The following is a 14,051-nucleotide window of genomic DNA, read 5'->3' as shown; positions in this document are numbered from 1 at the left end:
ATCAGGGTTATTCAGCGCAGGGCGTATGGTTTGAGAGACGAGGAATACTTACGGTTGAAGGTACTGACCTGCACGCTTCCTCCCCTGTAAGTAGCCCAAAATCACCTAAAATCACCCACACTCATTGGAGAAGACCCAAATAAATAAGAAGGGGATGAGTTCCAATGTATACTCAACGATGGTGTTCCTGCACCAAGGGGACTATCAAATCCGTCTTAATCCTCACAAATCCGTTTGAATCCGTTTTTTGAGCCTGCTAGAACCATTTTAAAAGATAAGCCATCAGCACGATCCCCAGCAGCGCGATGATGTTCAGTTTCAGGGTGAAGCCCAGGGTCAGGCTGACCACCAATAGATTTATGGTCAGCGGCGGATTGATCCCCGGGGTGATGGCCTTGGTGAAAAAATCGCGCACCACGCCCGAAGGCAGGATGTATCCCGCCAGGTCCCCCAGACCGCTTCCCAGCAAGGCTCCGGCCAAAATGATCACCAGGTAAAAACCGGCCCCCCGTTTTTTTAACGCCATTATATTTAGTCCTTTCAATAGCCAATAAAGGGATTTCAATAAAATCGGGATAAATTGTACAAAAGGGGGCACCAATACTACAACAGTGAATGACTATGGCTTTACGGCCATAGCATCTTTGTCCTGATTTCAGACTTCGTCTCTTCGTCTGTCCTGCTTTGCAGGATTCACTACACCTACGCCCTTACGGACATAGTATTACGTTGGTAGAATGGAGCCCCACGGGCAAAGCCCGTGGTTCCTTTCCCTAGATAACCCCGCCAGTGGCGGGGTTATCCGCCTTGAGTAATCAGCGACATCCGCCGTAGCATCTACTTGATGCGCATTCATCCACGGGCATAGCCCGTGGTCTTCTGCGAAGGCGGATAAAATGTATCCTTAAATAGCTTTGCCTTTGGGGGCAAAAAATCCTATTTAAGGCCGCTGCTATTTTATGCCGTATAGTTTAAGCTTGCGGTACAAGGTGGCATAGTGGATGCCCAGCTTCCTGGCGGCCTGCGTTTTATTGCCATTGCAGCTCTGGAGGACGTTCCGGATTATCTGTTTTTCTTCGTCCTTGAGCGATCCGGAGGCGCTGGTCTCCGGGAGTCGGTGGGCCTTGTCTTCCGGCAGGCTCCGGGCCGGGTTTTTAAAAAGGTCGGGCGGCAGATGATCCTTTTCTATAGACGGGCCCTGGCTTAAAACCACCGCCCTTTCCATGGCGTTCTCCAATTCCCTGACGTTTCCCGGCCAACGGTATCCCAATAAGAATTCCCGGGCTTCCGGAGAAAGCGCTTTGGCCGATCTGCCCTGGCGGCGGCAGTATTTATTCAGGAAATATTCGGCCAGCATCAGAATGTCCTGGCCCCTCTGCCGCAACGGCGGTAGTTCCAGTTGAATGACGTTTAGCCGATAGAACAGGTCCCGGCGGAATTTCCCATCTTCCACCGCCTTGTAAAGATCGACGTTGGTGGCCGAAATCAGGCGGACGTCCACCTTGACGGGCCGGGATCCTCCTACCGGCACCACCTCGCGTTCCTGCAGCACCCGGAGAAGTTTCACTTGAATGGCGGGAGAGGTTTCGGAAACCTCGTCTAAGAAAAATGTTCCTCCCTCGGCCGCCTGAAACAGGCCGGGTTTGTCGCGGAACGCTCCGGTAAAAGAGCCTTTGACATGCCCGAACAGTTCGGACTCCAGCAAGGTCTCCGGCAGGGCCGCGCAGTTGATGGACACAAATGAGCCGGCGCTGCGGGCGCTGAGCTGGTGGAGTTCCCGGGCGACCAACTCTTTGCCGGTTCCTGATTCCCCCAATATCAAAACGGTGCTTTGGCTGGGGGCCACCTGCCGCACTAATTTTAATATATCCAGAAAATTATTGCTCTGGCCTATGATGACCCCTTCCTGAGCGCTTGGTTCGCCGGGATTGGGCTGATCGTCGGGGTTTTCGATCCTGGCAAAACGGATGAAATCGGCCAGGGTCTTTTTTATAGCCTCGGCTTTTTGTTTGATAATCTCGGCGGCCCGGTTGTGATCCGGACTGACTATCATCAGGGCGGTCGCCTCCTTATTTATCTGTTCGATGGTCGGCTGGACCACCTGAAGCAGGCTTTGGACAAGCTCCTGGATATTTTCCAGCCGCTCCATTTCCTGTAGTCTGGTCTCAATTTTTTTAGCCTCGGTTAAATCCTGTAAGATGGCGATGATTCCTTGCAGGCGGCCGTCGCCGTAGCGGATGGCATTGGCGCTGACGCCCAGGGGGATTTCCCGGCCGTTCCTCAGTGTCAGAAGTACCTCGTTGCGGACGATTTTGCCGGGGTCGCCCGAAAGGCTTTGCTGCAGCACCGCAGCCAAGGATGACAATCCTCCATCCAGCAGGGATTGGTAGCCGGCTCCGGTCATCCGGGCCGGATCCAGTCCTAGTATTTGAGCGCCGGCCCGGTTGCAGAATTTGATCTGCCCCTGGACATTCAGGGTCAGCAGGCCGCTGCCCATCTTTTCCAGGATGTCGCCGGTGGAGAGTCTCAGTTCCTCCCAGGCCTGGTCGGCCGCTTCCAATTGTCTGCCCTTGGCCTGCAGCCGCTCGGCCAGCAGTCCGGCAAAGGCCGCCACCAGGTAAAAACAGATGGCGTAGATATATCCCCGAAACAAAAAATCGGCGCTGAAGGCCGATATAAAATTTATCTGCTCTGAAATCAGGGCTGCTTTCCTGAAAGTCTGAAATTCCAGGGCCAATATTCCGGCATAGGCCAGGCTGGAGATGGTGGCGGTAAAGATGGCCCCTTTGATCAACCTGGCGTTGGCGGCCGCGATGATGGCCAGAAAAAATAACAGGGAAAAAGGATTTTCGGCTCCGCCGGAAATTCTTAAAAATAAAAATATCCAGGCCACATTCAGGATCATCTGGCCGTAATCCCATCCCCAGTGGATCAGCTTGATATGACCCAGCCTGAGCAACGTGGAAAACAGGAAAAAAGCCAGGCCGGCCCATACCGCCCGGACGAAATTCAAAGGAAACGCCCCCATCCAGTTAAGGGCCATAGCGCTTCCCGTCATTATAGTTAGCACCAGGATCCGGCCCAGGGTTATGGACGGATCGTTTTTAAATATTTTTTTTATCATGCGGTTAATTTTGTTGGTATTCCGTATCCAGTATCCGGTATCCAGTATCCGGTATCCAGTCATTGCGATAAATCTCCCTGGCGCGCTAATGAAGCAATCTATACAAGTAACGGATCGCTTCGTTTGTAAAACATAATGCTCCCCTCGCGATGACCCAGGCCCTGAACGCTATACCCTGTACGCTATTCGCTATATGCTGCCTATCAGACGAGTCGGATTAGTTTTCCCCCGTTACTGTCCGCCCATCAGAGCCGAGGTCATGGTGAATATGGGCAGGTACATGGCCACCACCATGCCGCCGATGCCCAGGCCCAACACCACCATGATAATAGGCTCCATGGCCGCAGTCAGGCCATCTACTGCGCCGTCCACTTCCTCGTCGTAAAAATCGGCGATCTTGTTCAACATCTCATCCAGTCCGCCGGTGGCCTCGCCCACCGCCACCATCTGAACCACCATCGGCGGAAAGATCTTCATGGTCTTTAAAGGCCCCGAGATGGTCTCGCCGCCGCCGATGGACTTGCGGGCCGCCATGATGGCGTCCGACACCACCCGGTTGCCGGCGGTCTTGGCGGTGATCTCCAGGGCGTCCATAATAGCCACGCCGGAGGAAAGTAAAGTGCCCAACGTCCGGGCAAACCTGGCGATGGCTGATTTCTGCTGAAGGTCGCCTAAAACCGGAATTTTCAGCATCAGCGAATCCAAGTATAACTGGCCCTTATCGGTTTTATACCATCTTTGGATGGAAATGACCGCTCCCGCCACCACTATTATTATGGGTACGATAAATTTTTGCAGGAACTTGGACAGGGCCACCACAAACAGGGTCGGCCCCGGCAGTTTGGCCCCCATCCCGGCGAACATTTTTTCGAAGATGGGGATGACGAATATCAGCAGGATAGTGGCGGCCCCGATGGCCACTGTGGTTAGAATGATGGGCATGATCATGGCCCGTTTTACCTTGCCGATCAAGGCCTCGCTCTTTTCCAGATAGATGGCCAGGCGGTTTAAGATGTTGTCCAGAATACCGCCGGCCTCGCCGGCCGCCGTCATGTTGATGTAAAGCTCGGTGAAGGTGGACTTTTGCCGCTTCAGGGCCTCGGCCAGGGTGGAGCCTCCCTCCACGTCGGTCTTGATCTGTTCGATGACTTTGCGCAGGGTGGGATTATCGTTTTGGGAACCAAGGATCTCCAGACACTGCACCAGAGGCAGGCCGGCGTTGATCATGGTGGCAAACTGCCGGGTGAAGATGGAGAGATCCTTGCCGGAAACCTTGGCCGCCCCGAAACTGAGTTTCATCAGGTCCTTGGGTTTGGTCCGCACCGACGAAACGATGATATTGCGTTTCCTTAAAGCCTCGATTACCGCCGCCTCGTTTTCGGCGGTCAACTCTCCCGAGACGATCCCGGACTTGGAATCCCGTCCCTTCCATATATATATCGGCATGGGGCCCTCCTTGTTTAGGTTTTATTTGTCTTTATTGGGTTTTAATGAATGTCAGGCAAGCAGGACCTGGCGGCGCTTGATCATCTGGTCCAGCTCCTCGCTGTTGGAGGTATAGTCAAAGGCAGAGTCCAGGCTGATCTTTTTATCCATGAACAGCTGAAACAAGGACTGGTTCATGGTCTGCATCCCGTACTTGGAGCCGGCCTGAATCAGGGAATATATCTGGTGGACCTTATCGTCCCGGATCATGGCCTTAATGGCCGGAGTGCAGATCATCACCTCCAGCGCCATTGTCCGGCCGCCCTTGGTCAAAGGCAGCAACTGCTGGGTCATCACCCCATTCAGCACGAAGGCCAGCTGGGCCCGCACCTGGGGCTGCTGGTAGGCCGGGAAGGCGTCGATGATGCGGTGGATGGATTCGGCCGCCGAGTTGGTGTGCAGGGTGGCGAAGGTCAGGTGGCCGGTCTCGGCAATGCGCAGGGCCGCTTCAAAGGTCACCAGGTCGCGCATCTCGCCCACCAGCACCACGTCGGGGTCCTGGCGCAGCACGTATTTAAGGGCGTTTTCAAAGCTTTTGGTGTCGGCCTCCAGCTGCCGCTGGTTGACTATCGATTTTTTGTGGCGGTGCATGTATTCGATGGGGTCCTCCACCGTCAGGATGTGGGCCCGGCGCTCGACGTTGATCTTGTCGATCATGGTGGCCAAAGTGGTGGACTTGCCGGAGCCGGTGGGCCCGGTCACCAGCACCAGGCCCTTGGGCATGGAGGCCAGTTCGGCCGCCACCGGGGGCAGCCCCAGTTCCTGGAAGGTGCGGATTTCCCAGGGAATGGTCCTAAGGGCCATAGCCGTGCAGCCCCGCTGGAGAAATATGTTTCCCCGGAACCGGGACAGACCCTGGACGCCGAAGGATAGGTCCAGCTCCTGCTCCATCTCGAATTTTTTCTTCTGGCGGTCGTTGAGTATGCTGTAAGCCAGGGTCTGGGTCATCTCCGGGGTCAGCACGTCGTGGTTGCTCTGGATCAGCTCTCCGTCTACCCGGAACACCGGCGACACCCCGGCGGTAAGGTGAAGGTCGCTGGCTTTTTTCTGGATCATTTCCTCCAGCAGTTGCTGCAAGGTGATCATGTTTGTCCCTGTCTGTGTTTATTGATAATGCGTTTTTTCTTTGACTATTCAACCACAAAGCATGCCCTGAGCGGCCCGGCTGAGCCTGCCGAAGTCTGCCAGACTGAGCCAGCCGAAGTCCGAGTCGAAGGGTCACTAAGACACTGTAGCTTAAAAACAGGAAATAGAAAATCGTAAATTGTTTTGAGCCTTGGTGCCTTAGTGGCTGAATGTTACTTTTTTGCTTAAACTATTTTTCCTGTTTTTGCCCTTTGAATTCTTGCCTTGAGCTGCCAGGCTGAGCGTGCCGAAGCCCTTGCCGAAGGGTTGCCTTCTGCCTTGGAATTATCCTTCGGCGGTTTCCCGGATCATCTCCTCCACCGTGGTCATGCCCTGCTTGACCTTGCCCCAGGCGTCCATTCGCAGGGTCAGCATGCCTTCTTTGACCGCCGTAGCCCGGATGGTGGTTACCGGCTCCCGGCTTAATATCTGGGCCCTGAGGGTCCGGGTAATCGGCATGACTTCATAAAGACCCACCCGCCCTTTATATCCGGTATTGTTGCAGACTGTGCAGCCCCTGCCTTTGTAATAAGTCAGGCCCTTAAGCTCATCCGGGCTGATGCCCAGGTCCGTCAGCACTTTGGGATCGTATTCGGTGGGCTCCTTGCACTGTTTGCAGATCCGGCGCACTAACCGCTGGGCCTGGATCAGCACGGTGGATGAGGCCACCAAGAACGGGTCCATCCCCATGTCCACCAGACGGCTGATGGTGGAAGGGGCGTCGTTGGTATGCAGGGTGGACAGCACCAGGTGGCCGGTCAGGGCCGCCCGGATGGCGATGGAGGCGGTGGGGCCGTCCCGGATTTCCCCCAGCATGATGATATTGGGGGCCTGCCGGAGCATGGAGCGCAGGGCCAGCCCGAAGTCAAACCCGATGCCGGCCTCGGCCTGGATCTGGTTGACGCCTTTTAAATTGTATTCGATGGGATCCTCCACCGTCATGATATGCCGGTCCGGAGTGTTCAGCTGGGACAGGGCGGAATAGAGGGTGGTGGTCTTGCCCGACCCGGTGGGACCGGTAATAAGGCAGATGCCGTAGGGGGCATGGATGGACTTCATGAAATTGCGCAGGGCGTCTTCGGTAAATCCAAAATTGGCCAGGTCCAATGTCAGGGAGGAAGAGTCCAGGATACGCATCACCACCTTTTCGCCGAACAGCACCGGCAGGGTGGAAACCCGCAGGTCGATCTTTTTATCCAGCACTTTTATGGCGATGCGGCCGTCCTGGGGCTTGCGCCTTTCGGTAACATCCAGCTTGGCCATGATCTTGACGCGGGAGACCAGGGGAGCCTTCATCATCATCGGCGGCTCCATCAGGGTCTGGAGCACGCCGTCCTGGCGCAGCCGGATTCGGAACACCTTTTCGTAAGGTTCGATGTGAATATCCGAGGCTCCCCGACGCACCGCCTCGGTCAGCACGTAGTTGGCCATCTTGACCACCGGAGTGGACTGCCCGGCCTGCTGGACCGAAATGTCATCCTCTTCGTCCAGCACATCGTCCACCATCTCCACATTTCCGAAATCCCCTTCCAAGTTCTCCTCGTGCTCCGGCAGTTTTTCGAGGTCCTCGGATTTGGCCTGGGCCAGCTCGCCCCCCTCGGCAATGACCTGCAAATCTTTGCCCAAGGGATAATGCTGCTCCAGCAACTTTTTAACCGCGCTGTAAGCGGCCACTACCGGCTTGACCTCCTGACCGGTCAAAAATTTGATATCCTCCAGGGCAAAGATGTCGGAAGGATCTATCATAGCCAGGGTCAGCGAACGACCCAGTTTTTTGATGGGAATCACCATGAATTTGTTGGCGATGTCGGGCCGGATCATCTTGATCACCGCCGGCTCCACCTGAAAATTGGAGAGGTCCAGCGAAGGCATGTTGAACTGCCGGGAGACGAACTGCAGCATCACGTTCTCGGTTACCGCTCCCAGCCGGATCAGGGTGGCCACCCAAGGCTCGGTGGTGTTGCGCTGTTCGGCCATGGCCTTATCATACTGAGCCTGGGTTATCAGGCCCATTTTAAAAAGCATCTCGCCTATGTTTTGCGCCATCGGTTTTTTTATGGTGTTGTTAAAAATGGTATTACCGTTGGTATACGATTGTATTGCCATTGTGATGCAATCGTTATCGTCCGAGCACCGATTGTTTCGGGGTTAAACTTCCACTTATCTTTGGCAAATGTTGGTGTGGTGGAAAAACGATGCGTTTTGTCATTCCTGCGAAAGCGGGAATGACACGTCAGGTTATAAACTATATGTTTTTGTGGTAAAAAATACAATTTGCCAAAGTCAACTTCCCGAGTTGATGTGATGGTCCTTTGGCGGCATAATCATAGCATCATAATGTAAACTGAGTTTGACGCTCTGTATTATGCCTTTCAAAGAATATACTTTTGCTTTTGCTTTCGCGGTGTGTCTTTAGCCATTCGCAAAGTGTATTGTGCCATTCGCAAGGTGTATTGTGCCATTCGCAAGGTGTATTGTGCCATTCGCAAAGTGTATTGTGCCATTCGCAAAGTGTATTATGCCATCCGCAAGTGATAAAATCAATCTGCGGCCACCGTTTCCTTGACGACTTCATCGATGGTGGTTATGCCGTTCATCACCTTGGTAACGCCGTCCATTCTTAAAGTGGGCATGCCTTCTTCAACCGCCTTGGTCTCGATCTCGGCGCTGGTGGCCCGGCGCATGATCAGCTCCCGGATGGCCGGAGTGATGGGCAGTATCTCGGCCAGGGCCACCCGTCCTTTGTATCCCGAATTCCGGCACTCGGAGCAGCCCCGGCCTTTCAGGAAGTTGGCCTTGGAAAAATCAATTTTAGCATGAGCGAAATCCTCCAGCAACCGCTGATCGGGCTGATATGGCTCCTTGCAATTGGGGCAGACCTTGCGCACTAAGCGCTGAGACTCCACCAGCAGCAAAGAAGAGGCGATCATAAACGGCTCCACTTTCATGTCCACCAGGCGGGTGACGGTCAGGCAGGCGCTGTTGGTGTGGACGGTGGACAGCACCAGGTGCCCGGTCAGGGAAGCCCGGATGGCTATCTCGGCCGTTTCCTTGTCCCGGATTTCTCCCACCATGATGATGTTGGGGTCCTGCCGCAAAAAGGCTTTTAAGGCGGCGCCAAAGGTGGTGCCGCCGTCCTCGTGCACCGCCACCTGGTTGATGCCCATCAGACTGTATTCCACCGGCTCCTCGGCCGTCATGATGTTGACGTCGGGCTGGTTTACTTCCTGCAACGCCCCGTAGAGGGTGGTGGTCTTGCCGCAGCCGGTGGGGCCGGTCACCAGGACGATGCCGAACGGGGTATGGACCGCCTTCATAAAATGTTTCAGAGGGCCGGACTCAAACCCCAGCAGGTTCAGGTCGAAGGTGACCGTGCTCCGGTCCAAAATACGCAGGGCCACCTTTTCGCCGAAGGCCGAAGGAATGATGGACACCCGGAGATCGATGGGCCGGCCCATCACGTTCATCCGGACCCGGCCGTCCTGGGGCAGGCGCTTCTCCTCCACCTTCATCTTGGAGATGATCTTGATCCGGGCCACCAGCGATGATTTCATCCTCAAGGGCGGCTGCATCACTTCGTGCAGCACTCCGTCCACCGACATCCGGACCCGCATATCCTTTTCGTAAGGCTCCAGGTGGATATCGGTGGCCTGGCGCTTGACCCCCTCGGCAATCAGCGAGTTGACCAGCTTGGCGGCCGGGGAATTCTCTATGGCCGCCGTCATCTCCGCCACAGCGTCGCCCTGGTCCTCCTTCTGCTCCTCCAGCACCTCCAGCCCGTTCTCCCCGCCTTCGGTGGTTTGCTCTATGGACTGCATCACGTCCTCCAGCATCCCGGCCGCGCCGTAGTTTTTGTCGACGGCGGTCCAGATGGCCGACTCCAGGGCCAAAGCCGGGCGAACTTCGAATCCGGTAGAGAACTTGATCTCTTCCATGGCGTGAAAATCGGCGGGATTGATCATGGCCACGGTTAAGACCCGTCCCAGCCGGTTCAGCGGCAGTATTCCGTATTTTTGGGATAGCTTGGCCGGGATCAAGGTCAAAATAGCCTTGTCAAAATTATAATCGTTGAGGTTAATGGCCGGTACGTTGAACTGTTTTGACAAAAACTGCAAAATTTCATCCTCGGTGATAAAACCAAGTTTTGCCAGCACCGAACCCAGCTTGCTTCCGGTGGACTGCTGTTCCTTTAAAGCCTTATCCAGCTGCTCCGGGCTGATCATCCCGGCCTTCAACAGCATGTCGCCGATTTTTAAAGCCATATCTTTGCCCAATTAACAATTAACGAATAACAATTTACCAATAACAATTAGGGGTTTACTCGGAAGACGTCTTGGCAATCACAGTCTCCAACGTAGTAATGCCTTTTTTTACCTTGTTATAACCGTCCTGGCGCAGCAGGGTCATTCCCTCGCTGACCGCCGCGGCCCTGATTTCGTCGGTGGAGGCCCGGCTTAAGATAAGTTTGCGGATGGCCGGGGTGACCACCAGGATCTCGAACAGGCCTATCCGGCCTTTCATTCCGGTGCGGTTGCACTCCATGCAGCCGGCCCCCTTGTAAAAGGTGACCCCTTCAAACTCGGCCGGATCGGCTCCCAGCTTTGCAATCATCTCCGGGGTCATGCTTGGGTCTGGTTGTTTGCAGCTGGGGCAGATGGTGCGGATCAAACGTTGGGCTTCGATGACATTGACGGTGGCGGCTATCAGGAAGGGCGGGATCTCCATGTCCAAAAGCCGGTTCAGACTGCTGGGAGCATCGTTGGTGTGCAGGGTGGAAAGCACCAGATGTCCGGTCATGGCCGCAGTCATGGCGATTTCGCCGGTCTCCCGGTCCCGGGTCTCCCCCACCAGAATGATGTTGGGATCCTGCCGCAGAAAAGCCTTCAAGGCCACGGCGAAGGTATAGCCTATCTCCGGAAAGATGTTGACCTGGTTGATGCCCATCAGGTCGTACTCCACCGGGTCCTCGGCCGTGCTGATGTTGACCTTGGGGGTGTTCAGCCGGTTGATCAGGGAATAGAGGGTATTGGTCTTGCCCGAGCCGGTGGGTCCGGTAATCAGGATCATGCCGCTGGGCTTGGCGGCAGCGGCCAAAAAATTCTCCATCGGCTTGCCCTCCAGCCCCAGTTTGGTCAGATCGGAGGAAAGGCCGGACTGGCGCAGGATGCGGATACAGATCTTCTCCCCGTGCTTGATGGGCATGGTGGAGACGCGGAAGTCCACGTTCTGGTCACCGGACTTGACCGAAAAGCGCCCGTCCTGGGGCAGCCGGCGTTCGGTGAGGTTCAGCCGGGACAGCACCTTGATGCGGCTGGCCACCGCAGCCGCGATCCGCTTGGGCGGAGACATGGCCTCCTGCAGCACCCCGTCGATGCGAAAGCGGACCCTTAAGACTTTTTCGTAGGGCTCGATATGAATGTCCGAGACCCCGCGTTTGACCGCGTCAAAGATCATCCCGTTGACTAATTTGACCACCGGGGCCGCTTCGATGTCTGCCTGGGTGACTACGTCTTCCTGTTCCTTGTCCACGAATTCCACTTGGCCCTCCTCCTCCTGCACCGCCTTCATGGCTTCGTTGAGGCCGGCCGAATTGGCGTAAAGCTTTTCCATGACCCGGGCGATGGCGGTGTCCGCGCAGACGAAGGGCTTGACCTCCATCCCGGTCAGGAACTGAATATTCTCCAGGGTAAAGACATCGGCCGGATTTGAAATGGCCACCTGCAGCATCCTGCCCTGGCGGGCCACCGGGATCACCTGGCATTTCTGGGCCACGTCGGCCGGGATCAGCTTCAGCACCTGGGGATCGATCTCCGTATTGGAGAGATTGATGGTGGGTACTTTGAACTGCTTGCCCAGGAAGTCGGTAGTGGCCTCCTCGGTGATGAATTTCATTTTGATCAGGCAGGCCCCCAGTTTATCGCCGCTGCTCTTTTGCTCCACCAGGGCCTTTTCCAGTTGTTCTTTGGTGATCAGCCCGGCCTGCAGCAGCATGTCTCCCAGCTTAAGCGCCATAAATTATTTTACCTCCGTCATTAATTTACTATAGACGACACCCATTAAAAGACACAAGTCAAAGAGTTGCCAAGCAAAGCCAATTGTTTAATATAACATAATTGAAACTGAAAATAAAGGGTTTTTTTAATAAATTTTTAAAACTGATAACAAAAAAGGCCGCAGCGTTAGCTTCGGCCTTTTTTGGACTCCGTAAAAGATCACCTAAGCATCTTGTCATGAGCGATGCCCCGAGTCGTGTCGAGGGGGTTATCTCAGCAGCGCCATCTTCTTGGCGCTGTTGAACTCGCCCGCATTCAAGCGGTAGAAGTAGATGCCGGCCGAGGTCTGCCGGCCCGTTTCGTCCCGGCCGTCCCATTTGACGCTATACGGCCCGGGGTTCTGGCTTTCGTTGACCAGGGTTTTTACCGCCTGGCCCAGGGTGTTGTAAACCTTTAGACTTACCTGCCCTGGTTTTGCTAATTGATAATTGATCCTTGTTGATTGTTTGCAGGGGTTGGGGGCGTTTTGCATCAGTTCGTAGCGGTAAGCCACGGGCCTGGCTTCCGAAAGTTCGGCCTGCGCTCCGCCGTGGCCGTCATTCCTGCCAGTGGCCTTGTCATAAGCAAACAACTGCCAGTTGTCGCAGGTTACGATAGCTCCTTTTTTCAGGTTCACGATCTTCAACACGCCTTCCCCGTCGTGGCTGACCGCATTGGGCAAGTCCTTCTCAAATGTCACCATTTGGCCAGAGGAAACTTTAACCGCGCCCAATGAAGCGTCGTCCACCCAGACTTGGTAAATGTAGTCGGCCTTGTCCGTGTATTCCTGGTACAGGCTCATCTTTAGCGTTTGTTTCTGTTCCCGGTCCAGGGTCGGCAGGTAATACTCCAAAGCCGTGCTGTCATAGTCCACGGTGATGGCATTGGAGGCGGTGTCTTTGGTCCCGCCGTAAACTATATAGCCATCCCGCTCTATTGTATAAATAGAAGGCTCGGTTCCGCCCACATCGGCGGCCAATTGCGGGGTAACAGGCCCGGCGGAATCGCGGGCAATCAACGAATAGAGCGGCTCGGTTCCTTCGGTCCAAATAGTGGTCATCTTGTTGCCGTCAACGTTCTGGCGATAGGCTATCTGGGGATATCCCGAAGGCTGGGTCGGATTATTGCTGTAGTTTTTAGCGGGCTGCCATGCAAAATCCTTGTATAAAGACATATACGCCTCGGTGTCGCCCGAAGGCATTACTTCGCTCCAGGCAATGTAATTACCGTCAAAAACCGGGTTAACCGAAGCCGTGTCAGGATTATTGCTGACATTCTCCGCGCCATGCCAGCTGAAAGGTTTGTCTAATGCTTTAGATTTATATGCCGACTGGAAACCCCAGTTGCCTTTATTATGCCAGATATCGTTTCCCTCCTGCCACACGATATGCACGTCTCCGTAGAAGGCCAGCGAAGGCTCTTTGGAAACGACATTCAGGCTCTTAGAAAGATTGATTTTACTTTTCCAGGCTTTAGCATAAGGGTCATAAACCCTCCAGTATATTTCGCCGTCGTAATCCCAGGCCACATGGATGCCGCCTTTGGAGTCTATGCAGATGGTAGGCGATTCGGTGGGCCAGGGACCCCAACCGCCGCTGGCGGTATCCAACACCGTCCAACTGAAAGTTGAACCGCCGACGGGCCTAAAGCCATACAATAACTTCCAGTCCCAGGTTCCGCTTTGGCCGCCGATGGCACAATAAGAATCCACCCCCTCAATGACCAAATGCGTTCCGGCGCTGTTGACGACCATGGCTGGCGGGCTGACATAACCGGATATCTCGTAACCGCCGCCGAACTCCAAGATGGTTCCAACATTCTGCCATGTTTTACCGGAATGCTTGGCCGTCTTCAATACCCAGCCGCCCAGCGGCGTTTCGGCTTTCCAGGCGATTACGGTATCGCCGCCGTAAATGCCGATGACGGAAGATGGGTTTTTACCGCCCGAATACAAACCCGGCCCCGAAGCCCAGGTTCCCGACCAGGTGTAGCCATCGTCCTTGGAATTTTGGTAGAAAATCGAATCTGCCGAAGTATAGGTAAGGTGTAGCTTGCTGTTGCCGTCGTAAAGCAAATGCCGGCCGTTGTTGTAGGCGGTGGCTAAAAGGGTATTGGAATTGGTGAAGACCTTGGTGTTTATTTGAACATAAGGGCTCCAGTTGCCGATATTGCCAGACCTGTCCATGGCCGTTACATGCATTTGCATGGTCTGGCCAATCAGATTGTCCGGCACCCGGTATGACCAGATCGTTCTTTCTATGGGGGCAGCGTGATTGACCGTATAT

General features: G+C 54.8%; 8 protein-coding genes. All 8 read right to left on the bottom strand.

Translation table 11 applies throughout. The annotated features are described in order from the left end of the window. Positions 1-256: 256 nt before the first annotated feature. Positions 257-526, bottom strand: a complete 270-nt coding sequence (locus tag HY768_05460; GenBank protein MBI4726656.1) for a DUF4321 domain-containing protein — start codon at positions 524-526, stop codon at positions 257-259. Positions 527-952: 426 nt separating this feature from the next. Next, entirely contained in the window at positions 953-3,187 is a 2,235-nt protein-coding gene (locus HY768_05455; protein ID MBI4726655.1) for a sigma 54-interacting transcriptional regulator, read from the bottom strand. 168 nt (positions 3,188-3,355) lie between these two features. Beyond that, complete coding sequence (locus tag HY768_05450; protein MBI4726654.1) at positions 3,356-4,570, bottom strand: type II secretion system F family protein; 1,215 nt, start codon at positions 4,568-4,570, stop codon at positions 3,356-3,358. A gap of 51 nt (positions 4,571-4,621) precedes the next feature. Beyond that, a complete protein-coding gene (locus tag HY768_05445; protein ID MBI4726653.1) occupies positions 4,622-5,695 on the bottom strand; it encodes a type IV pilus twitching motility protein PilT in 1,074 nt (357 codons plus the stop codon). 324 nt (positions 5,696-6,019) lie between these two features. After that, the gene (gene tadA, locus HY768_05440) at positions 6,020-7,780 is read right to left on the bottom strand and encodes a Flp pilus assembly complex ATPase component TadA (GenBank protein ID MBI4726652.1); all 1,761 of its coding nucleotides are present in this window, start codon (positions 7,778-7,780) and stop codon (positions 6,020-6,022) included. Between the two features lie 494 nt (positions 7,781-8,274). Beyond that, positions 8,275-9,996 (bottom strand): Flp pilus assembly complex ATPase component TadA, encoded by a 1,722-nt coding sequence (gene tadA, locus HY768_05435; protein ID MBI4726651.1) that lies wholly within the window; start codon positions 9,994-9,996, stop codon positions 8,275-8,277. Positions 9,997-10,051: 55 nt separating this feature from the next. Further along, the gene (gene tadA / locus HY768_05430) at positions 10,052-11,746 is read right to left on the bottom strand and encodes a Flp pilus assembly complex ATPase component TadA (protein MBI4726650.1); all 1,695 of its coding nucleotides are present in this window, start codon (positions 11,744-11,746) and stop codon (positions 10,052-10,054) included. Between the two features lie 249 nt (positions 11,747-11,995). Continuing rightward, positions 11,996-14,051 (bottom strand): T9SS type A sorting domain-containing protein (locus HY768_05425; GenBank protein MBI4726649.1); only part of this gene is annotated, 2,056 nt, incomplete at its 5' end.

This window comes from candidate division TA06 bacterium (assembly GCA_016208585.1).
Classification (GTDB): Bacteria; Edwardsbacteria; AC1; order AC1; family EtOH8; genus UBA5202.
The sequence above is the reverse complement of the archived record's forward strand: the minus strand, read 5'-3'. Positions and strand labels throughout refer to the sequence as shown.

What these genes read in the sequence shown, in the direction of transcription:
- HY768_05460 (MBI4726656.1), bottom strand. Translation starts at nt 526, where the DNA reads ATGGCGTTAAAAAAACGGGGGGCCGGTTTTTACCTGGTGATCATTTTG.
- HY768_05455 (MBI4726655.1), bottom strand. Translation starts at nt 3,187, where the DNA reads ATGACTGGATACCGGATACTGGATACCGGATACTGGATACGGAATACC.
- HY768_05450 (MBI4726654.1), bottom strand. Translation starts at nt 4,570, where the DNA reads ATGCCGATATATATATGGAAGGGACGGGATTCCAAGTCCGGGATCGTC.
- HY768_05445 (MBI4726653.1), bottom strand. Translation starts at nt 5,695, where the DNA reads ATGATCACCTTGCAGCAACTGCTGGAGGAAATGATCCAGAAAAAAGCC.
- tadA (MBI4726652.1), bottom strand. Translation starts at nt 7,780, where the DNA reads ATGGCGCAAAACATAGGCGAGATGCTTTTTAAAATGGGCCTGATAACC.
- tadA (MBI4726651.1), bottom strand. Translation starts at nt 9,996, where the DNA reads ATGGCTTTAAAAATCGGCGACATGCTGTTGAAGGCCGGGATGATCAGC.
- tadA (MBI4726650.1), bottom strand. Translation starts at nt 11,746, where the DNA reads ATGGCGCTTAAGCTGGGAGACATGCTGCTGCAGGCCGGGCTGATCACC.